Here is a 22,524-nt window from a genome sequence, read left to right as displayed (position 1 = left end):
CTGTACAAGTGTCAATAGTCAATAGTCAGTAGTCAGTAGTCCATAGTTATTCTTCTCTGCTCCCCCTGCTTCCCCTGCCCCTACTTAAGTCCAGCTATAATTTCGAGAATTTGTTGATAGTTTTGTGTGTTGCCTTCTTGAGAATAGAGGTCAGCTGATTTTTGGAAGTCGGCGATCGCTGCTTGATAGTCACCGCGATTACGCAGGATGTCGGCTCGGAGGAGGTAAGCTGAAGCCCAGTGGGGTTGAAACTTCAAGGCTTGGTTTAAGTCAGCTAGTGCTTCTTCTAGATATCCCAAGAGTAAATAACTACGACCTCGATTGTACCAGTCTTCCGCATAACCAGGGTTGATGGCGATTGATTGGGTATAATCTGCAACTGCTCCTTGATAATCTTGTAAGGCGTAACGGGCATGGGCGCGATCGCTGTAATATCTGGCGGATTCGGGCTGTAGTTCCAAGGCTTGGGTATAGTCAGCGATCGCACTGCGATAATTTTGTTGGTCGTAGTGCAGGGAGCCTCGGTTGTAGTAGGCTTCGCTGAGTTGGGTATTGATTGTTAGGGCTTGATTGTAGTCTGCTAAGGCTCCCTTGGTATCTCCCAACTGACGACGGGCATTGCCGCGATTGCAGTAAGCGGGGGCAAAATCCGGGGATATGCGGATGGAATGTGTATAGTCTGCTATTGCCCCAATCAAGTCTTGTAGGGCTTCGTGGGCGATGGCTCGACCGTAATATGCTTCAGCAATATTAGGATTAATTTGTAATGCCTGATTGTAATCGGTAATTGCTCCTCGATAATCGCCTAAGCAACGGCGAGATGTGCCACGATCGCAATATCCGGCGGCGAAATTAGGTTGTAGTTGCAGTAAGCGATTGCCGTCTGCTAAGGCGCTGGGGTAGTCTCCTAGATGGCGGTGGATATTGGCACGCACACCATAGACTACAGCTAATTCAGGGTTTAGCTGTAATGCTTGGTTGTAGTCTGCCAATGCACTTTGATAGTCTTGCCAAGCTTCATAAATTAATCCCCGTTGGTAATATGCTTGTGCATCTTTGGAGTTGAAACTTAAGACTTGGTTGAAATCTGCGAAGGCTTGTTGATATTCGTTGAGATAAAAACTAATCAGACCGCGATTATAATATGCTCCTACTTGCTGAGGATTAATTTCTAGTGTGCGGTTGTAATCGGCGATCGCTTTTTGATAAGCGCCTAAAGCGTAGTAGGCGTTACCTCTATTTTGGTAAGCTTCGGCTAGGTTGGGGTCTAATTGTACTGCTCGCTCATGATCGGCGATCGCTTGTCGGTATTCTCCCAATTTATAGTAAATGTTCCCACGAATGCTGTAAGCGGCGGCAAAGTAAGGATGCCATTGCAACGCTTGTTGTAAATCTATAATCGCTTCTTGATAATTACCGTGGTCGCTATTATGTAAGCCCCGGTAATAATAGGCGTTAGCAATATCTTCATTTATATTACTGGCTAACAGAGGATCAAACTCAATGGTGCTGATATAGTTGGCGATCGCTTGATCGTAGTCACCTTGAGCCAAGTAAGCGTTACCTCGACAATAATAATATTCTGCGAATGTAGGATTTATTTGTAATGCTTGGTCATAATCAGCGATCGCTGCTGTAAAGTCTGCAAGACAGTAACGCGCATTCCCCCGATGATAGTAGGCTTGGGCATAATTAGGATTAATTTCTACAGCTAGATTAAAAAAGGCGATCGCCCCCTGATAATCTTTCAGTTCACGGCTAAAAGTAATCCCTCGTTTACAGTAAGTTTCTGCATCAACCTTGCGATTGGTTGGCTTAGTGCCACCAATGACCGTTCTTTGATATTCTCTCGATAAATTATCGGATAATCCCTGATTAAAAAAATAGTCAGCATTCATCTATTTTTTTGTGCTATTACACTCCATTAAAACTATGATGCAGGCATAAATCGCCCCAGCTACTAGTCGGAGTAGTTTAAACATCACTACTAATAGAGTAAGATATTTGTCTTAATTAAACAATTGAGTTAATCATAAGATATACATCTAGCTGTTGTGAAAGCAATATCTATCTCATTCTATTGCAATATATGAAGATAGCCACATTGCGGGTATTATCCAAATATATATAGAATCTACAACTTTTCTCCGACCTATGGGACTAGACGCGTGCGATGGAGACGGCAATATGTACAGCAAAGAAGACATCCAAGCCATGCTAGATAGCATGAATGTGTCAGACGTGCTAAAGATTATGTCGCAAATTTGTTACGAAAAAGCAGAAATTCTCCGCTCTGACTGGCAAGACATAGAAACAGCTAGAGCCTGGGAAAAAGTTGGTAGAGCCGTCGGCAAAATCAAAATCAAAACCGAGCTATATTAAGTAGCTACTAACAGTCTACCGATGAGCCACCTAAGTATATACTTATAAATCCGTGTTCAGAGAATAGTTCACAAGATTTTTAAATACTTAAGGGTGAATTCTTTAAATAGAATCCACCCACAAATTCCACTTTTGTGCTGTTCAGTCGTTGTCTTGCAAAAGTGGAAAAGGAAACTTGACAAGTCATGAGATCCCCGACTTTTTAAAAAAGTCGGGGATCTGAACACCCGCAACCTACCAAAATCCCCAATCCCTCATCCCCTATCTTCATAATCTTCAGAAGACTTGGGATCTAATTCCCAGCGTCTATCATCACGCTGTTCTAAAATCTCATTAGTGTGAAGAAAAGCTTGATCGGGCATTTCTAAACCCACGGCGGCCTCTATTTCCTCAGTGATATCCTGTTCGGGTGTGGGAGCAGTACCACCTACCGCTTCATCACCCACGGTATCTGCCCAATAATTATCGTCATTGCCGTCACCCATATCAAATTCTGGGCTAGTCTCTGTGTACTCATGCCCTATACCAATGTTGTATCCTGGTGGTTCTTTAACACCAGTACCATAGGATTCGGTAATTTCCTGCGGCAAATCATCAGTATTAATTTCTTGGTTATTAGTTTCTTCTGTCATAATACTAGCCGTTTCTATGTTCTCACAATAACTTTTTATTTCCATTAAGTTGTACTGCAAAAGATGTACAACTTTAGAAATAAAGGGATCTATCTCCTGAGAACGAAGTAATGCTAGCTATTTACACCTAACCTAAAAAGTATGAAATCAAGGTTAAGCCACTTGTAGTTGAATCTGTTAGTTATGAGTTAGGAGTTTTTAATACCCAGTAAAACTGATCAATAATTTTTAACTCATAACTATTTTTTGCGCTGATCCAAAACATATTTACTGTTATTTGAATCTTACTTTCGACTATCGATTTTCATTAGTGGAGGTAGAAGGTGGAATACAACGAATTTATTACTCATGTACAAAGCCTTGCTCAATCCAATTCTCGTGACGAGGCTCAGAGAGCTACCTGTGCCACTTTAGAAACTATCAAAGAACGCATTTCTGGAGAAGAAGCGCAAACCTTAGCTGCTCAATTACCACAAGAGTTGGCAGACTGCTTACGGGGAAGAGCAGGGGAACCAGACGAAAGTTTTAATTTGCAAGATTTCATCATGCGGGTGAGTAGAAAAGAGAATCTAGAACCCACAACAACAGCAATTCATGTACGTGCTGTTTTTGCAGTTTTGCAAAACGCTATTAGACCAGAAGAATTTGCCAAACTACATTCTCACTTCTCCCATGATTATGAAGAAATGTTCGGTACATCACCCACTGGTGAAGTACCAGCATAATTACCAAGTTGAAATTTTAGTTTATCGTTAGACAGGAAACAATATGACCAACCATAATAATTCTGGGAAAAAGAAAGTAGCTATTCTCATCGAACAAGCAGTAGAAGATACCGAGTTTATTATTCCTTGTAATGGTTTAAAACAAGCAGGATTTGAGGTGGTTGTCCTCGGTTCGCGGATGAATGAAAAATATAAGGGAAAACGAGGCAGACTTTCCACCCAAGCTGATGGTACTACAACAGAAGCGATCGCCTCTGAATTTGATGCGGTAGTAATTCCTGGTGGAATGGCTCCCGATAAAATGCGTCGCAACCCCAATACAGTCCGCTTTGTAGAAGAAGCGATGGAGCAAGGAAAATTGGTAGCGGCTGTTTGTCACGGGCCACAAGTCTTAATTGAAGGCGACTTACTCCGAGGTAAACAAGCCACCGGTTTTATCGCTATCAGCAAAGACATGATGAATGCTGGTGCTGATTATCTAGATGAAGCGCTAGTTGTTGACGGTAACTTGATTACATCCCGTGAACCTGGAGATTTGGCAATTTTCACCACAGCGATTTTGAGTCGTCTTGGTTATGGCGGTAAAGATGCAGCCTTACCAGATGAAAAAGATAGGAATGCAGAATGGTGGAAACTGGCTGATGCTTGGGGCGGTTCAACCAAAGGTGATATTGTCAGAGGTCTGAACACTGCTTTAGGTGGGGAACGTTATTCTCTGGAAGCGCTGGAGAAGTACACAGAAAAAGAATCTGATGTAGAAGCAAAAGCGCTGTTCCAAGAAATGATTACCAATAAACAGCGTCATATTGAATATCTAGAAACTTATTTGACTAGATTGGGTGAAAAACCGTCCCTCAGTGCAAATATCGCTAATCAATACGCCAAAGTAAAAACCGCTTTAACTGGTAGCGATGACATATATCAAATTCGCAGCGCCTTAGGCGATATACAAACAGGTATTGGTGATATTGGTAATCTCTGCGCCATGTACACTGACCCCATAGCCACCGCTATTTTCAAAGAAATCTACAAAGATTTGGTCAAATACGAACAGCGACTAGTATCACTATACCGGACGCGTACAAACGCTACAGCCCAGCCACCTAAGCCAACAACAGGGGCAGCTGTATCGATGTAAAAGAGGGGGAAAATTCTTGGGCGTTGCTGATTGAGAATATGAATTAGGAATTACGCAGTGTTACTAATTTTCTGGCTTTTTTGTCAATAGTCAATAGTCAAAATCAAGGTTTTTGGACTGTGGACTATTGACTATTGACCACCTTCAGAAGGTTTTTTTGGTTCAGTGTGTAAGTCCTGATTCAACAACGCCCCATATTTAATTGGAGATATATAGCGTGACTTTGACATCAGGAGATAAACAGGGAAATACTCCAGGCCAAGCTAGTGATACAGAGCGTTGGGCTTCTCTGATTGGCGGTGGAGCGTTAGTGTTGCTGGGTTTAAAACAAGCCTCGTTGCGGGGAGTACTGACAGCCTTAGCTGGTGGCGGTTTAATTTATCAAGGTGCGACGAAACAAAGCACCATTCAGCAAGCCCAAGAAGCAATAGGCATAAATAAACCCATCAAAGTTGAAAAGACGGTGACAATCAACAAGCCAGCAGATGAGCTATACCGTTATTGGCACAACTTTGAGAATCTGCCCACATTCATGAAGCATCTCAAATCTGTGAAGGTGTACAACGAAAAACGTTCTCATTGGATAGCCAATGCGCCTTTAGGTAACAGTGTGGAATGGGACGCAGACATTTTAGAAGACCGAGAAAATGAGTTTATTTCTTGGGCTTCTGCGGAAGGCGCAGACGTGGAAAACTCCGGTTTTGTGCGTTTCCAAAAAGCCCCAGGCGATCGCGGAACCGAAGTGAAAGTAGTCTTAGAATACAATCCCCCTGGAGGTGCTTTAGCTGCTGTTGTTGCTAAACTTTTCGGCGAAGAACCAGAACAGCAAATTGGCGACGAACTACGCCGTTTCAAAATGCTCATGGAAGCCGGAGAAATCGCCACCACCGAAGGACAACCATCGGGGAGGAAGTAAGAAAGCAGGGGAAGCAGAGGAAGCAGAGGAAGCAGTGGGAGCAGAGAAGAATAACTATGGACTATGGACTATTGACTATTGACCAATGACCAATGACCAATGACCAATGACCAATGACTAAATTATGAAAGCAGTCTGCTGGTATGGTGCTAACGAGGTGCGGGTGGAGAATGTACCAGACCCGAAAATCCTCAATCCGCGTGATGCGATTATTAAAATTACTTCCACCGCAATTTGTGGTTCTGATTTACATATTTACGGCGGCTATATCCCGACAGTGCAACAGGGTGACATTATTGGTCACGAGTTTATGGGGGAAGTTGTCGAGGTGGGGAGCGGAGTTGATAATTTAAAAATAGGCGATCGCGTTGTTGTTCCTTCTACAATTGGTTGTGGTAGATGCCACTATTGTGAGCATGATATGTGGTCGCTGTGCGATAACTCGAATCCCAATGGTTGGTTAGAAGAAAAACTCTACGGCAATATCACCTCAGCCATTTACGGTTACTCTCATCTCTTGGGTGGTTACGCCGGCGCACAAGCTGAATATATCCGCGTCCCCTTTGCTGATGTCGGTGTGGTAAAAGTTCCACCAGACTTACCAGACGAAATGCTGTTATTCATCTCCGATGCTATACCCACCGGTTATATGGGTGCAGAGATGTGTGATATTCAACCGGGTGATACTGTCGCCGTTTGGGGTTGTGGCGCTGTTGGACAATTCGCCATGATTAGCGCCTATATGATGGGTGCAGAAAAAGTCATCGCCATAGATCGCTTTCCTGAACGTCTAGAGATGGCGAGAAAATACGCTAAAGCCGAAGTCATAAATTACGAAGAAGTCAATGCAGGTGAGGCTTTAAAAGAAATGACCGGCGGACGAGGCCCTGATGCTTGTATTGATGCAGTCGGGTTGGAAGCGCATGGCGTTGGTTTAGAAGACTTTTACGACCAAACAAAGCAAAAGCTGAAACTAGAAAGCGATCGCCCCCATGTATTGCGGGAAATGATGGTTGCTTGTCGTAAAGGCGGGACTCTCTCAATTATGGGTGTCTACGGTGGATTTGTAGACAAAATACCTTTTGGCGCGGCTTTTAATAAAGGTCTAACCTTCAGGATGGGGCAAATGCACGGTCAAAAATACATGAATTTGTTACTACAACTCATCCTAGATGGCAAACTCGACCCATCTTTTGTAGTCAGTCATCAATTACCTTTAGAACAAGCACCATTTGGTTATCACATTTTCCAACAGAAAAAAGACAACTGCACTAAAGTTGTACTCAAACCGTAAAAATGGAGAGCAAAAGAATTATTAATTAGGACTTACCGATGAAAACGAAAAATCGAGGGTTTGGACAAGGTTTAGAATTCTTACACCCCTATACCCTTACACCCTTACACCCAGACTCAACAGACAACATGGGTGTGTAATTCCTATTGATTTCTTCTTACTCCTCATTCAGTACTCATTTCTAGACCGAAACTACTACTAATTACTGATTACTAAACCTAGTTGCGGATAGATGCTTAATTACATTCATTAAACGAACAATATACACATAATCTCATTGAGGATTTTTATGAATCGCGTAATCTCTTGGATACAAAATATTTTGCTTCGTCAAATATTGGTTGTTTTCTTAGTAGCAGCAACATTCTTTATAGGTCAATCTTTTACCTACGGTACTGCGATGATTGCACAAGCTAATACAGTGCAAACACCAGAAGGTACTTACTATAAAGGTACTCCCGATAACGAAGGTATCAGGAATGATAATCAAGTAAGAAATGCCCAAAATCGCCTCAAAAACACCGCAGATAATGTACGTGAAAAGTTAAACTTGGATGAAGAAACACCCAGAGCTACTAAAGATTTTGGTAAATCTGTACAAAGGAAGATAGGTAAAAATGTGAGTCGAAATACTCAGAATGAGGGTGGTTATTATCAACAACCAGAGCGTGTAAGAGAAGCTAGAAGCCGGAGTTAATAATTAACAAACTGTGGGTGTTTAGATCCCTGACTTTTTTTTAAAGTCGGGGATATATGACCTAAATACAGAGATAAAAAATTAATGCCTAAGGATTAATAAATATGAAAGCAGTTTGCTGGCATGGGACAAATGATGTCAGGGTAGAAACTGTACCCGATCCAAAAATTATTAACCCGCGCGACGCAATTATTAAAATTACATCTACGGCTATTTGTGGGTCTGATTTACATATATATAATGGCTATATTCCCACAATGCAAAGTGGCGATATCCTTGGTCATGAATTCATGGGGGAAGTTGTCGAGTTAGGTAGTGCTGTAAAAAATGTAAAAGTAGGCGATCGCGTGGTTGTTCCTTTCACCATCTCCTGCGGTTCTTGCTTCTTCTGTCAACGGGATTTATGGTCTTTGTGCGATAATTCCAACCCCAACGCCTGGATGGTAGAACTGCAAATGGGGCATTCTCCAGCAGGTTTATTCGGCTACTCTCATCTATTTGGCGGCTATGCTGGTGGTCAAGCAGAATACGCCCGTGTACCTTTTGCAGATGTCGGTTTACTCAAAATCCCCGATAATCTACCAGATGAACAAGTATTATTTTTAACTGATATTTTTCCCACTGGCTACATGGCGGCGGAAAATTGCAATATTAAACCTGGTGATATTGTGGCTGTGTGGGGTTGTGGCCCCGTTGGGCAATTTGCTATCAAGAGTGCATATATGTTGGGTGCGGAAAGAGTTATCGCCTTTGACCGCATCCCTGAACGCCTACAAATGGCTAAAGAACAATGTAATGCGGAAGTTCTCAATTACGAAGAGGTAAACATTGGGGAAGCACTGAAAGAGATGACTGGTGGACGCGGCCCTGATGCTTGTATCGATGCGGTGGGAATGGAAGCCCACGGTACAGATTTGATGGCTTTCTATGACCAAGTAAAGCAAGCTGTAAGGCTAGAAACAGACAGACCAACAGCATTAAGACAAGTCATTGTGTCTGCGGCTAAAGGCGGTCATGTTTCCCTGGCTGGTGTATATGGTGGCTTTCTGGACAAAATCCCGATGGGTTCAGCAATGAATAAGGGCTTAACTTTCAAGATGGGACAAACTCATGTGCATAAATACTTGAGGCCTTTACTAGAACGCATTCAAAACGGTGAAATTGACCCCTCATTTGTCATCACCCACACCCTCCCCCTAGAACAAGCACCCCTCGGCTACGAAATTTTTAAACACAAAAAAGATAACTGCATCAAAGTTGTACTCAAACCCTCAGGTAATTAAATATGAGCGATACCAGCGTCAAAAAAATCGACTCTCACCATTCCCCCAAAGGTAAACTCGGTCAGAAATATTTAGCATCTGGCAAATCCGTTTCAATGCGTCTTTGGGAAGATGAACAACCAGGAGAAGATAAACAACCAACCAGGCGCGAATACGAAACTGTAGGTTATGTAATTAATGGTCGCGCCGAGCTGCGTATTGAAGGACAAATGATCCTACTAGAACCAGGAAGTTCTTGGACTGTACCGAAAGGCGCAAGCCACACCTACAAAATCTTAGAACCATTTACTGCCGTGGAAGCAACTAGCCCACCCGCACAAGTTCACGGACGGGATGAGTAGAAGACGCGATTCATCGTGTCTCTACAGATAGTTTATTTACCAATGAATTCAAAATTCAAATGCCCTACGGGTTCGCGTAGCGTTCTCTTACCCCTATGGGGAAGCAAGCTACGCGCAGCGTCTCCGACGGGAGAAGGAGAAGAGTAGGCTACGCCAACAAAATTCAAAATAAATGTTTGAAACCCTTACACCCCTATACCCTTACACCCTTACACCCGGTCTCAGCAGAAAATCTGGGTGCGTAAGTCCTAATGGTATATCTGGGTATCAACGAAATCTAAATATTGAGGCGACCTGTAGTTAACAATTGATACCCTCCGACAAAGCAAGCCATTGACAGGCAAAATTGCCAAAGACTTGTGGGGTTGAGAATAGCGCGGCTACTGAAAAAGATCAGGAATATTGCTATCCCTAGTGCAACCCAACCTAAAGCTTTATCCTGACGGGGTAGAACAAATAACATGAGGATTCCAGAAGTGAGAAAAAGTATGGAAGCATCAGCCGCTATACCTCGCCACCAATAGGGATACACGTTAGTGGAAAAGTAAATATTTTGACCAAGAAAGTAAACACCAGCCAGTAGTAGTGCTAAACCAATCAGTTTGAATAAAAATCTCATGATCAAAATGGGGATGAAATTCTCAGATTATGTTGCCCAAATCGATTATAGGGTTTTGGTGTTGGGTAATAGACAAAGTTAGAGTTAGCCAAATGATGGGCATACTAAGGGCTAAATATCCTACACAGTTTAGCCCTGTAAGATGAGGTCGTTGTCCATGAGTGCAACCGTAGATACAACTGTTTTGCTGTCTGGATATCAGTTGATTGAGCAGCTTTATCACGGCTCTAAAACCCTTGTTTATCGTGGAATACGGCGAAAGGAAAGTGTAGCGCAACCTGTGGTGATTAAGCTGTTGCAACGCGATTATCCTAGCTTTAGTGAACTATTACAGTTTCGCAATCAATACACCATCGCCAAAAATTTAAATATTCCTGGTGTTGTTCGCCCTACTTCTCTAGAACCCTATGGCAACAGCTACGCTTTGGTAATGGAAGATTTTGGTGGGGTATCATTGGGAACATATAGTCAAACCCACTCTTTGTCTTTGGTGGATGTATTAGCGATCGCGCTGCAACTAACCGATATTCTCCATGAACTTTATCAGCATCGGGTAATTCATAAGGACATTAAACCCGCTAATATCCTAATTCATCCAGATTCCAAACAAGTCAAATTAATTGATTTTAGTATCGCTTCCCTATTACCGAAAGAAAACGAAGAAATCAAGCATCCCAATGTATTAGAAGGCACATTGGCTTATATTGCACCAGAGCAAACCGGGCGGATGAATCGTGGCGTTGACTACCGTACAGACTTTTATAGTCTAGGTGTGACGTTGTTTGAATTGTTCACGGGAGAGTTACCTTTTGCTAGTAACGATCCTTTAGAACTGGTGCATAGTCACATTGCCAAACCTGCACCCAGGATAGACGAAATTAACTCAGAAATACCAGAGGCGATCGCGCAAATTGTCGCTAAGTTAATGAGCAAAAATGCCGAAGACCGCTACCAAAGTGCTTTAGGCTTAAAGCATGATTTGGCAATTTGCTTAGAACAGTTAAACCAAACAGGCCAGATTGAACAGTTTATCATTGGGCAACGGGATATTTGCGATCGCTTCTCCATCCCCGAAAAACTCTATGGGCGAGAAGCAGAAGTTCAGACACTCTTAGATGCTTTTGCGCGAGTCAGCAACGGTACTTCAGAATTACTGCTAGTAGCTGGTTTCTCTGGGATTGGGAAGACGGCAGTTGTCAATGAAGTTCATAAACCCATTGTGCGGCAACGAGGTTATTTTATTAAAGGTAAATTTGACCAGTACAATCGTAATATCCCCTTCTCTGCCTTTGTCCAAGCCTTTCGGGATTTAATGGGACAGCTGCTTTCAGAATCGGATACCCAACTAAAAGCATGGAAAGCCAAGATTCTTGAGGCTTTGGGAGATAATGCCCATGTAATTATTGATGTCATCCCTGAATTGGAATGTATTCTTGGCATACAACCACCTGTAGCACAACTATCGGGTACGGCGGCGCAGAATCGGTTTAATTTGTTGTTCCAGAAATTTACTCAAGTTTTTACAACAAAAGAACATCCCTTGGTGATGTTTTTGGATGACTTGCAATGGGCAGATTCTGCATCCTTAAAATTGATGCAGTTGTTGATGAGTGAGAGGGAACAGGGGTATTTGCTGCTGATTGGGGCTTATCGGGATAATGAAGTATTTCCTGGTCATCCGTTAATGCTGACTTTAAATGAAGTCAGCAAAGTAGGAGCTACAATCAACAGAATTACCTTAGCATCTTTGAGTAGAACCAGCCTGAATCAGTTAGTGGCAGATATGCTCAAATGTGCTGAGGTATTGGCACAAACTCTAGCAGAATTAGTCTATCAAAAAACCCAAGGGAATCCCTTTTTTGCCACGCAATTTCTTAAAACTCTGCATCAAGAGCAATTCATCACCTTTAATATCCAGGCGGGACATTGGCAATGTAATATTACTCAGGTACGCGAGGCTGCATTAACCGATGATGTGGTAGAGTTCATGGCCAAGCAGTTGCAAAAATTACCTGATGAGACTCAGAATATCCTCAAACTGGCAGCTTGTATTGGTAATCAATTTGACTTGAATACTTTGGCGATCGTCTCGGAAAAATTACCGCAGCAGGTAGCAACTGACTTGTGGCAAGGGTTACAGGAAGGATTCATTTTACCCATCAGTGAAACCTACAAGTTTTTTCAAGGGGATGGTTTAAATGATAACTACAGTGATGGAATTACTGTTGCTTACAAATTCTTACACGATCGCGTCCAGCAAGCTGCTTATTCCCTGATTCCCCAACAAGAGAAACAGGTTGTACATCTGAGCATTGGTCGTCATTTATTAAACCATACATCAGCAGAACAATTAGAGGAGCAAATTTTTGATATCGTCAACCAATTGAATATTGGCTGTACGCTCATCAATGATACCCTAGAGCAAGCAAGGCTAGTAGAGATGAATTTAAGAGCAGGACGAAAAGCGATCGCTACTACTGCCTATGATACTGCTACCTATTGCTTAAAATATGCCTGTAATTTGCTACCAGCTGATAGCTGGCAAACTCAGTATGATTTGGCATTAGCTTGCTATAGTAGCGCGGCTGAAGCTGCTTATCTGAATACAGATTTGGCGCAGATGGAAACTTTGGCGGAAATTGTTTTGCAACAAGCGCGGAGTTTGTTAGATGCTGCCAAGGTATATGAAATTAAAATCGATGCTTACACTAGCCTTGGTGAATTTAGCAAAGCTTTAACCACGGGTTTAAACTTTCTCCAATCTTTTGGGATTGAATTTCCCAGTCAGCCGAATAAACAAGATTTTGTTGATTTTCTCCAGCAAACCCGACAGCAATTAGCAGGACGTTCTCCAGATGAGCTGTTAAACTTGCCTGTGATGACTTCGCCTCAGTTCCAAGCACTGCTGCGAATGTTAGTCCAGATTAGTGGCCCTACCTACTTAGCATCTCCACCCCTGTATCCTTTGATTTGCTGTCAGCAGGTGCAGCTATCAGTCACCCACGGTAATATTCCCGCCTCCAGCTTTGGATATGTAGTTTACGGATTATTACTTTGTGCTGTAGTTGGTGATATCAAAACAGGTTATGAATTTGGTCAACTCGCTTTACAGTTAGTAGATAAATTCAATAATCAAGAATATGCCGCTAAAGTTTTATACATGACCAGCAAGTTTACTGTTCACTGGGTGAAAAATGCGGCGACAACTCTCCAGCCACTACAAGAAGCCTATACCCTGGGACTAAAAGTTGGTGATCTTATTTTTGCTGGCTATTCTGGTTATACTTATGCCTTTCATGCTTATTTTGTTGGTAAAGAACTCACAGCCTTAGAAACAGAATGTCAGGCTTACAGCATAGGCTTGGCAAACATCAAACAACAAGCATTCTTAGGCTACCTCCATATTGTCCACCAAACCGTTGCCAATCTCTTAAGACAATGTGAGAACCCAACCAAGTTAGTAGGCACAATTTTTGATGAAGGGGTAACTTTGCCAAATCTGGAAAAAGCCAACGACAAAACGGGGTTATGGCATTTCCATATGTGCAAAGTAACTTTAACCTATTTATTTGAGTGCCATGACCAGACACTTTATCATTGTCAACAAGCAAAACTGAATGCCGGTGGCGGTAGTGGGATGCTGAATGTACCAATACTGTATTTTTATACCGCTTTAGCCTGTTTCAGCCAGTTATCAGCACATTTAGCCAAAAATTCTCAGACAGATGAGTTATGGTCATTAATTGCGGATGCTAAAGAAAAGCTGCGAAATTGGGCTACCTATGCACCCATGAATTGTCAGCACCGATACGATTTGATTTGTGCTGAAGAACAGCGTGTGTTAGGACATCCACAACAAGCAATAGATTTCTACGATCGCGCTATTTCTCTAGCTCAAGAAAATGGCTATATCCCAGAACAAGCGATCGCTAATGAACTTACTGCTAAATTCTACCTTGGTTGGGGCAAAGAAAAAATCGCTGCTGTCTATATGCAGGAAGCTTATTACTGCTATGCTCGTTGGGGAGCGAAAGCTAAAACTAATCACCTAGAACATCGCTATCCCCATTTGCTGCGCCCAATTCTTCAGCCAGTTTCCCAACCCCTGAACCTGTGGGAAAGCTTGACAAGCACAATTACACCAGATATTTCCCTTCATACCTCACACTCTAGCTTGGGTCATAGCACAAACATCAATAACGCTATCGATATTGCAAGTATGATCAAGGCTTCTCAAAGTCTATCTGCTACTCTGCAACTTGATGATTTACTACATCAATTGACAAAAATTATTTTACAAAACTCCGGAGGCGATCGCTGTGCTTTAATCTGTCCTAATTCTGAGGGTGAATGGCAAGTTGTCGCTATAGCTACACCCGAAACCACACAACTTTGTTCAGAACTACTCGATGGTAATCCCAATCTACCTGTGAAATTGATTCAGTATGTCAAGAACACGCAACAAATCGTGATGATTGACAATCTCAAAACGGATTTACCTGTTATAGATGAATATCTGATTCGTCAACAACCAAAGAGTTTGTTATGCTTGCCAATTATTAGCCACGGTCAATTAATTGGGATTGTATCTTTAAAAAATCGCTCAACTAGTGGAGTATTTACTAGCGATCGCATTTTCTTGCTTAACTTTCTCTGCACTCAGGCGGCCATCTCTTTAGAAAATGCCCGACTTTATCAAAAAGCACAAACCTACGCCCAAAAACTAGAACAATCGCAACTGCAAATAGTCCAGAGTGAAAAAATGGCTTCCTTGGGTAACTTAGTCGCCGGTGTCGCCCACGAAATCAACAACCCCATCGGCTTCCTGAATGGCAGTATTAGCAATGCCCAAGAATATGTACAGGATTTACTCGACTATATCGCCCTATATCAACAATATCATCCCGAAGCCGCCGCACCTGTCAAGACAAAGGCAAAAAACATTGATTTACAATATCTCTGTGAGGATTTACCAAAGTTGCTTAATTCTATGCAGGGTGCAAGCGATCGCATTCAATCTATCAGTACCAGCCTGCGTACTTTTTCCCGTGCTGATAGTGAGTATAAAGTCATGGCTAACCTGCACGAAGGCATTGACAGCACACTGTTAATCTTGAAATATCGCCTCAAAGCTAATGAGTATCGCCCTGCAATTCCAGTAATTACGGAATACAGTGAGTTACCAGCTATTAAATGTTTCCCAGGGCAATTAAATCAAGTATTTATGAACATCCTGGCTAATGCCATTGATATGTTTGATGAGGTGGCAAAATCTCAATCTTATAAAGAAATAGAAGCCCATCCTCAAAAAATCACGATTCGCACAACAATGGAGGCAAATCAAGTTATCATCTCGATTGCAGATAATGGTAAGGGTATGAGCGAAGATGTGAAAGTGAGAATCTTCGACCATTTATTTACTACTAAAGGTGTGGGCAAAGGTACAGGTTTAGGATTGGCGATCGCTCGGCAAATTGTGGTAGAAAAACATGGCGGTAGCTTAGAAGTACAATCTCAATTAGGTAAAGGCAGTGATTTTTGCATTCAACTGCCATTGTTGTAAATTTACTGAGCATCATCAGTTTCAGGTAAGGCAACTGACCCTATCAAGTAAACCTCGATTCTCCTTCCAGGAGCTACAAATCCCCAAGCTGGATTCAGGCGGATGTATTCTGAATTCTTCTTCGGTAACAGACAAAGTTAGAGTTAGCCAAATGATGGGCATACTAAGAGCTAGATATCCTATGCAGTTTAGCCCTGTAAGATGAGGTCGTTGTCCATGAGTGCAACCGTAGATACAACTGTTTTGCTGTCTGGATATCAGTTGATTGAGCAGCTTTATCACGGCTCTAAAACCCTTGTTTATCGTGGAATACGGCGAAAGGAAAGTGTAGCGCAACCTGTGGTGATTAAGCTGTTGCAACGCGATTATCCTAGCTTTAGTGAACTATTACAGTTTCGCAATCAATACACCATCGCCAAAAATTTAAATATTCCTGGTGTTGTTCGCCCTACTTCTCTAGAACCCTATGGCAACAGCTACGCTTTGGTAATGGAAGATTTTGGTGGGGTATCATTGGGAACATATAGTCAAACCCACTCTTTGTCTTTGGTGGATGTGTTAGCGATCGCCATTCAACTGGCAAACATTCTACATGACCTCTATCAAAATCGTGTCATCCACAAAGATATCAAACCCGCTAATCTGCTAATTCATCCTGATACTAAAAAAATTCAGCTCATCGATTTTAGTATTGCTTCACTACTACCCAAGGAAACCGAAGCCGTTAAACACCCGAAGGTTTTAGAAGGGACACTCCCCTATCTCGCACCAGAACAAACTGGAAGGATGAACAGAGGGATAGATTATCGTAGCGATTTTTATACTTTCGGTGTGACGTTATTTGAATTGTTAACAGGAAAGTTACCTTTTGTATCAGATGATCCTTTGGAGTTGGTGCATTGTCACATCGCCAAACCTGCGCCCTCAGTGTGTGCATTACGACCAGAAATTCCCTCAGTAATTGGAGAAATTATAGGGAAATTAATGGCGAAGAACGCCGAGGATCGTTATCAAAGTGCATTGGGTTTGCAGTATGATTTGCAAAATTGTCTGGAACAACTGCAAAATACAGGTAAAATTGAGGCATTTGAGATTGCTACACGGGATATTTGCGATCGCTTCCTGATTCCTGAAAAACTTTATGGGCGGGAGGCGGAAGTTGCTACACTACTCACAGCCTTTGAGCGTGTCAGCAATGGTAATTCTGAACTGATGCTAGTGGCTGGTTTCTCTGGGATTGGCAAAACAGCCGTTGTCAATGAAGTTCATAAGCCCATTGTCGAGAAGCGGGGCTATTTTATTAAAGGTAAATTTGATCAATTTAATCGCAGTACGCCCTTCTCGGCGTTTGTGCAAGCATTTCGTGATTTAATAGGGCAATTGTTGAGTGAGAGTGATGAGCAATTGCAGACTTGGAAAACCCAGCTTTTACAGGCTTTAGGTGAAAATGGACAAGTCATTATTGAAGTCATTCCCGAATTAGAACGCATTATTGGCGAGCAACCCCCTGCTATAGAATTATCTGGGAATGCAGCACAAAATCGCTTTAAATTACTATTTCAGAACTTTATCCACGTTTTTACTAAACCGGAGCATCCCTTAGTTATCTTTTTAGATGATTTACAATGGGCAGATTCCGCTTCCCTCAACTTAATGCAAGGATTAATAGCGGAGTCAAAAACAGGTTATTTGCTGCTGCTTGGGGCATATCGTGACCATGAAGTTTACCCTGCTCATCCTTTGATGTTGACTCTGGAGGCAATCGAGAAAACAGGAGCGATAATCAATACAATTACTCTACAACCATTGAGTTTAACTAGTCTCAATCAATTGATTACGGATACCCTAAATTGTACAGCAACTTTAGCGCAACCATTAACTAAATTAGTCAACCAAAAAACCCAGGGTAATCCCTTTTTTGCTACCCAATTTCTCAAGGCATTATATCAAGATGAACTGATCTGTTTTGATTTAGTAACCGGATATTGGCAATGTGATCTTGTCCAAGTGAAGGCAGCAGCGTTAACTGATGATGTGGTGGAATTTATGGCATTGCAGTTACAAAAACTGCCACCAGTCACCCAAGATATTTTAAAGTTAGCTGCTTGTATTGGCAATCAATTTGATTTAAATACCCTGGCGATCGTCTCGGAAATATCTCCAGCAGAAACAGCTACAATCTTGTGGAAGGCATTACAAGAAGAGTTAATTCTCCCCCTAAGTGAAACATATAAATTCTTCCAGTCTAGCCCACATCAAACAACAGGCGATTGCCAAATTACCATCAGCTATAAATTTTTCCATGACCGTGTACAACAAGCTGCTTATTCTCTAATTCCCCAAGAGCAGAAAACAGCTACTCACTTGAGAATCGGTCAACTCCTTTTAACTCATACCCCAGAAACAGAATTAGAAAATCGCATTTTTGATATTGTTAATCAGTTAAATGTCGGTGTTGCTTATTTAACAGATCAGCCTGAAAAACAGCGATTGCTGGAATTAAATTTAATGGCTGGGCGTAAAGCGAAAGTTGCTACTGCTTATGTTGTCGCTGTCGATTATTTAAATACAGCCATCAAACTCCTTGAAGAAGATAGTTGGCAAAATCAATATGAACTTACTCTGAGTTTATATGATTTGGTAGCGGAGACTGAATATTTAAATACGAATTTTCCCACTTCCGAATTACTAGTGAGAGAAATACTGGTAAATGCCAAACATACCTTAGATAAAATCAAAGCTTACGAAATTCAAATTCAAGCTTATACAGCGCAAAATAAACTCATAGAAGCAATCAATATAGGTAGAGAAGTTTTAGGTTTACTGGGTATTGATTTGCCCGAAGATGGGAACATAGAAACCATCATAACTGAACATGGTCGATTGAAGTCACTGTTTGGGGAACGGCAGATTGAAGACTTAGTAAATTTACCCGAACTGACAGACTTACAACAAGGTGCAGCTTTAAGAATCTTATGTGGTTTATTTGCCCCGATTTATCTTGCCAAACCAATGCTGTTACCTTTGAAGATATTCACAATGGTGAAAATCTGTATTCAATATGGTAACTCTCCGCAATCTGCGATCGCCTACAGTTTGTATGGATTATTTTTGTGTGCATCGGAGGAAATTGCTGATGGCTATCAATTCGGTCAATTAGCTATGACAGTGTTGGATAAATTTAATGCCCAAGAGCTAAGAAGTAAAGTTTATCTAACTTTTGCGCTGTTTATTAAACATTGGCAAGATAGTATTAACTCCACTTTAAATATATTTTTAGAAGGTCTTAAAAGTGGTCTAGATACTGGTGATTTAGAATATGTTGGCTATTGTGCCAATTGTTATGCTCAGTTTTTATTCTGGACAGGACAAAATCTAGAAATTGCCGAAGCAGAGGCTAATAAATATTGTGCTTTGATGCAGGATATTAAACAAGATGTCTCGTTGATTTGGGGAAATACATGGCGACAAACTGTCATGAATTTACAAGCTAAAGTTGATAATCCACAAATGCTAGTGGGTGAATGTTTTGATGAAACCGTCACTCTCCCTGCTTTAATTTCTAGCCGGAATACCAATGGCATTTGTTACGTTTATCTGGCGAAATTATTCTTGGCTTATTTGTTAGGAGCAGATGAGCAAGCTATTAAATACGCCAGTCTCTTTGAAGAGTATGAACAGGGTGCGGCTGGTTTATTAATTGTGCCGTTGAAGAATTTTTACCAATCTCTGAGTATACTTGCGTTGTATCCCAAGTTGGATACCAAGCAACAATCTCGCCATTTGGAAAAGATTACAAATAATCAACAAAAAATGCAAAATTGGGCAGATCATGCGCCCCTAAATTATCAACATAAGTTCTATTTAGTCGCAGCCGAAAAACATCGCGTTTTAGACGAGAAAACAGCTGCGATAGAATTATATGATCAAGCGATCGCCCTAGCCAAAACCAACGGTTACATCCAAGAAGCAGCCCTAGCTAACGAACTAGCGGCTAAATTCTACCTGGACTGGGGTAAAGAAAAAGTCGCCGCCGCCTATATGCAGGAGGCTTATTACTGCTACGCCCATTGGGGTAGCCTCGCCAAAACCAATGATCTAGAAAGCCGTTATCCCCAACTGTTACGTCCAATACTGCAACAAGTCATTCAGCCCCTGAGTATTTTAGAAACCTTCGCCAGCCTCACTAGTTCCGTGCATTCTACCCGTCACCAAAGTTCTTCCAGCACCAGTATTAACCATATGCTGGATTTTGCCGCACTACTGCAAGTATCCCAGGCAATTTCTAGCACAATTCAACTAGATAAGTTACTACAAACCATGACTGAGACAGTGCTGGAAAATTCCGGGGCTGATTATTGTGCTTTAATACTGTGTCAAGAGGGCGAATGGCAAGTCAAAGTAATAGCTAACTCCCAGCAAACCTCCTTACAATCCACTCCCCTGGAAAACAATCCTACTGTTCCTGTCAAGCTCATTCAGTATGTCAAAAATACCTTAGAAACAGTTGTCATCCATGATCTAAAAACCGATATACCAGGTGTGATGAGCAATTATCTTGATCAGCATCACCCCAAAAGCGTGCTATGTTTGCCGTTAGTTAATCAGGGTAATTTAAGCGCGATTTTATACCTAGAAAATCAAGTTACCAGTGATGTGTTTACAAGCGATCGCCTCCTGGTGCTGAAATTCCTCTCTAGCCAAGCCGTTATCGCCCTAGAAAATGCTCGTCTTTATCATCAAGTGCAAAAAACCCTAGAGGATCTGCAACAAGCACAAGTGCAAATTGTCCAGAGTGAAAAGATGTCTGCATTGGGTAACTTAGTAGCTGGGGTGGCTCACGAAATCAACAATCCCGTCGGCTGTATTGTTGGTAATATTGGTGCAGCCCAAGAATATATTAACGACCTGTTGGGAGTGATTGACCTTTATTGTGAGAAATTTCCCCAGCCCGGTACGGAAATTGAAGATGAACTACAGGCAATTGACTTAGAATATCTGCGGGAAGATTTGCCCAAACTCATCAGGGCGATGAAAGACGGAAGCGATCGCATTAAAGCTATCAGTGAGAGTTTGCGTACATTCTCCCGCGCCGACAGCGACCAAAAACAGCCCTTTAACCTCCACGACGGTCTTGAAAGTACCCTGCTGATTTTACGTCATCGTCTCAAAGCTAACCAATATCGCCCAGCCATTGAAGTTATCACCGAATACGGCAATCTTCCCCTGGTGAAGTGTTTCCCTGGACAATTAAATCAAGTATTTATGAATATTCTCGCCAATGCCATTGATGCCTTAGATGAATCAAATCCAGGATATAGTTTTGCTGAAATTGAAGCCAACCCCAATCGAATTATCATTCGCACCACTGTCGCAGGTGAACAAATCAAGATTGCAATTAGTGATAATGGTCACGGCATCCCAGAAGAAGTAAAAGCCAAAATTTTCGATCACCTGTTCACCACCAAAGGAGTAGGTAAAGGTACGGGTCTAGGACTAGCCATCGCCCATCAAATTATCGTAGAGAAACATGGAGGTGCGATCGCGGTTAACTCTCAACCAGGTATAGGAACTGAGTTTTTATTAACATTGCCAATTTCCTAGAGGTTGTTTGAAAAGTATGATTTTAAACATCTAGTACTTACGCACTGAACCAAAAAACCTTTCTGGGGGTGGTCAATAGTCAATAGTCAATAGTCCAATTGACTATTGACAAAAAAGCCAGAAAATTAGTAACACTGCGTGAATCCTAACATCAAAATCTTCAGAATCTAACTCCCCTAGCCCCCAATCCCTTTTAATATTAAGTATGTGATACCAATTCTCTATGGAGTTGCGCCAAATAAGTGATGTAGAGACGTTGCATGCAACGTCTCTACAGTACAGAATAAAGCGCATCTATGGCTACGCCAGGCAAGCTACATCAAGAAACGGTATGAACTCAAAATTTTCCTGTAAATTGTTTTGCCAAAGCTTGTGAATTTTTCTATTGGTTGTGCAGTTTGGGCTTATAAAGGTTGGGTAGGCGAACTTTATCCCCCAGGAACTCGTGCTGGAGAATTTCTTCACCTCTATAGTCGTCGCTTCACTACCGTAGAAGGTAATACTACTTTCTATGCAACACCAAATCAAGAAACTGTCAACCGTTGGGCAAAAGAAACACCTCCAGGCTTTGAGTTTTGTTTGAAATTACCACGGGATATTACCCATCAAGGTTTATTAAAACCCTATATTCCCACCGCATTAACATTTTTGGCAGGGATGCGCCCTTTGGGTAAGCGTCTTGGCCCTATATTTGCCCAGTTACCGCCAAGTTATGCACCGACATTAATTGACGATTTGACTAGTTTTCTGGAAGCTTGGCCGCGCACAACAGCACCACTAGCCTTAGAAGTCAGACATCCTGACTGGTTTCGAGAACCCCATACAAGTAATTTGACACAGCTTTTAGAAACTCTGGGCGTGGGAAGGGTACTACTGGATTCACGCCCTATCTACACGGGAGATGATGACCCCCAGTTACAATCAGAACGACGTAAACCAAAATTACCGTTACAATTTAGCGTGACTGCACCTTTTAGCCTGATTAGGTTTATTTCCCATCCTAATTTGGCAGTGAATCAACCATTTATGGAAGAGTGGGTGCAACAGATTCAACAGTGGTTACAAGCAGGGACAAAAATCTACTTCTTTGTTCATTGTCCTATAGAGGAGCGATCGCCTAACACTGCCCGTCACTTCCAAAAACTCTTAGAACAGAACGGTCTACCAGTCCCACCGCTACCGTGGAATCATCTGCAATATCCACCCAATCAACTGAATCTCTGGTAACTCTGGGGGTGTAAGGGGATGAGAGTATAGGGGTGTAAGTGAAAGAACTAATCCCTCTTTTGTTACTTTAGGAAAAGAAAAATTGACAAGAGATTCAACTAGC

The 22,524-nt window shown here is 41.9% G+C and carries 14 protein-coding genes; 11 read left to right on the top strand and 3 right to left on the bottom strand.

Annotated features, from left to right (window positions below):
- Window positions 1–80 precede the first annotated feature (80 nt).
- On the bottom strand, window positions 81–1,898 hold the full coding sequence (locus ACM5QX_RS16850) for a tetratricopeptide repeat protein (protein ID WP_414754563.1): 1,818 nt from the start codon (window positions 1,896–1,898) through the stop codon (window positions 81–83).
- Between the two features lie 256 nt (window positions 1,899–2,154).
- On the opposite strand from ACM5QX_RS16850, the gene ACM5QX_RS16845 reads away from it, so the two are divergent.
- Complete coding sequence (locus tag ACM5QX_RS16845) at window positions 2,155–2,382, top strand: hypothetical protein (protein WP_104009980.1); 228 nt, start codon at window positions 2,155–2,157, stop codon at window positions 2,380–2,382.
- A gap of 254 nt (window positions 2,383–2,636) precedes the next feature.
- Here the strand turns inward: ACM5QX_RS16845 and ACM5QX_RS16840 are convergent, their stop codons facing one another.
- Complete coding sequence (locus tag ACM5QX_RS16840) at window positions 2,637–3,059, bottom strand: DUF6335 family protein (protein WP_414754562.1); 423 nt, start codon at window positions 3,057–3,059, stop codon at window positions 2,637–2,639.
- 278 nt (window positions 3,060–3,337) lie between these two features.
- Here ACM5QX_RS16840 and ACM5QX_RS16835 point away from each other — a divergent pair, with 278 nt between their 5' ends.
- The 7 genes from ACM5QX_RS16835 (at window position 3,338) to ACM5QX_RS16805 (ending at window position 9,408) form a co-directional block, all read left to right on the top strand.
- Entirely contained in the window at window positions 3,338–3,739 is a 402-nt protein-coding gene (locus ACM5QX_RS16835) for a DUF2267 domain-containing protein (protein ID WP_414754560.1), read from the top strand.
- 43 nt (window positions 3,740–3,782) lie between these two features.
- Window positions 3,783–4,877 carry a DJ-1/PfpI/YhbO family deglycase/protease gene (locus tag ACM5QX_RS16830; RefSeq protein ID WP_414754558.1) on the top strand — a complete coding sequence of 365 codons (1,095 nt, stop codon included), beginning with the start codon at window positions 3,783–3,785 and terminating at the stop codon, window positions 4,875–4,877.
- A 217-nt stretch (window positions 4,878–5,094) separates the two neighbouring features.
- Window positions 5,095–5,793: an SRPBCC family protein gene (locus ACM5QX_RS16825; RefSeq protein WP_414754556.1), complete on the top strand. Its 699-nt coding sequence runs from the start codon at window positions 5,095–5,097 to the stop codon at window positions 5,791–5,793.
- A gap of 124 nt (window positions 5,794–5,917) precedes the next feature.
- Window positions 5,918–7,087 carry a zinc-dependent alcohol dehydrogenase gene (locus tag ACM5QX_RS16820; RefSeq protein ID WP_414754554.1) on the top strand — a complete coding sequence of 390 codons (1,170 nt, stop codon included), beginning with the start codon at window positions 5,918–5,920 and terminating at the stop codon, window positions 7,085–7,087.
- A 289-nt stretch (window positions 7,088–7,376) separates the two neighbouring features.
- On the top strand, window positions 7,377–7,784 hold the full coding sequence (locus tag ACM5QX_RS16815) for a hypothetical protein (protein WP_011321168.1): 408 nt from the start codon (window positions 7,377–7,379) through the stop codon (window positions 7,782–7,784).
- A 104-nt stretch (window positions 7,785–7,888) separates the two neighbouring features.
- Window positions 7,889–9,067: a zinc-dependent alcohol dehydrogenase gene (locus ACM5QX_RS16810; protein ID WP_414754552.1), complete on the top strand. Its 1,179-nt coding sequence runs from the start codon at window positions 7,889–7,891 to the stop codon at window positions 9,065–9,067.
- A gap of 2 nt (window positions 9,068–9,069) precedes the next feature.
- Window positions 9,070–9,408 (top strand): cupin domain-containing protein, encoded by a 339-nt coding sequence (locus ACM5QX_RS16805; RefSeq protein ID WP_414754550.1) that lies wholly within the window; start codon window positions 9,070–9,072, stop codon window positions 9,406–9,408.
- Between the two features lie 277 nt (window positions 9,409–9,685).
- Here the strand turns inward: ACM5QX_RS16805 and ACM5QX_RS16800 are convergent, their stop codons facing one another.
- Window positions 9,686–10,027 carry a hypothetical protein gene (locus ACM5QX_RS16800; protein WP_414754548.1) on the bottom strand — a complete coding sequence of 114 codons (342 nt, stop codon included), beginning with the start codon at window positions 10,025–10,027 and terminating at the stop codon, window positions 9,686–9,688.
- A 157-nt stretch (window positions 10,028–10,184) separates the two neighbouring features.
- On the opposite strand from ACM5QX_RS16800, the gene ACM5QX_RS16795 reads away from it, so the two are divergent.
- From ACM5QX_RS16795 to ACM5QX_RS16785, 3 genes are all read left to right on the top strand, one after another.
- Window positions 10,185–15,590 (top strand): AAA family ATPase, encoded by a 5,406-nt coding sequence (locus ACM5QX_RS16795; protein ID WP_414754547.1) that lies wholly within the window; start codon window positions 10,185–10,187, stop codon window positions 15,588–15,590.
- Between the two features lie 216 nt (window positions 15,591–15,806).
- Window positions 15,807–21,194, top strand: a complete 5,388-nt coding sequence (locus ACM5QX_RS16790) for an AAA family ATPase (RefSeq protein WP_414754545.1) — start codon at window positions 15,807–15,809, stop codon at window positions 21,192–21,194.
- 372 nt (window positions 21,195–21,566) lie between these two features.
- Complete coding sequence (locus ACM5QX_RS16785; RefSeq protein ID WP_414754544.1) at window positions 21,567–22,421, top strand: DUF72 domain-containing protein; 855 nt, start codon at window positions 21,567–21,569, stop codon at window positions 22,419–22,421.
- The last annotated feature ends 103 nt before the right edge of the window (window positions 22,422–22,524 follow it).

It is taken from the genome of Anabaena sp. CCY 9910 (assembly GCF_963920875.1).
Lineage (GTDB): Bacteria > Cyanobacteriota > Cyanobacteriia > Cyanobacteriales > Nostocaceae > Trichormus > Trichormus variabilis.
The sequence above is the reverse complement of the archived record's forward strand: the minus strand, read 5'-3'. Positions and strand labels throughout refer to the sequence as shown.

Coding starts and splice junctions, on each gene's coding strand:
- ACM5QX_RS16815 (WP_011321168.1), top strand. CDS start 7,377: ATGAATCGCGTAATCTCTTGGATACAAAATATTTTGCTTCGTCAAATA.
- ACM5QX_RS16800 (WP_414754548.1), bottom strand. CDS start 10,027: ATGAGATTTTTATTCAAACTGATTGGTTTAGCACTACTACTGGCTGGT.
- ACM5QX_RS16845 (WP_104009980.1), top strand. CDS start 2,155: ATGGGACTAGACGCGTGCGATGGAGACGGCAATATGTACAGCAAAGAA.
- ACM5QX_RS16830 (WP_414754558.1), top strand. CDS start 3,783: ATGACCAACCATAATAATTCTGGGAAAAAGAAAGTAGCTATTCTCATC.
- ACM5QX_RS16790 (WP_414754545.1), top strand. CDS start 15,807: ATGAGTGCAACCGTAGATACAACTGTTTTGCTGTCTGGATATCAGTTG.
- ACM5QX_RS16795 (WP_414754547.1), top strand. CDS start 10,185: ATGAGTGCAACCGTAGATACAACTGTTTTGCTGTCTGGATATCAGTTG.
- ACM5QX_RS16810 (WP_414754552.1), top strand. CDS start 7,889: ATGAAAGCAGTTTGCTGGCATGGGACAAATGATGTCAGGGTAGAAACT.
- ACM5QX_RS16805 (WP_414754550.1), top strand. CDS start 9,070: ATGAGCGATACCAGCGTCAAAAAAATCGACTCTCACCATTCCCCCAAA.
- ACM5QX_RS16850 (WP_414754563.1), bottom strand. CDS start 1,898: ATGAATGCTGACTATTTTTTTAATCAGGGATTATCCGATAATTTATCG.
- ACM5QX_RS16840 (WP_414754562.1), bottom strand. CDS start 3,059: ATGGAAATAAAAAGTTATTGTGAGAACATAGAAACGGCTAGTATTATG.
- ACM5QX_RS16820 (WP_414754554.1), top strand. CDS start 5,918: ATGAAAGCAGTCTGCTGGTATGGTGCTAACGAGGTGCGGGTGGAGAAT.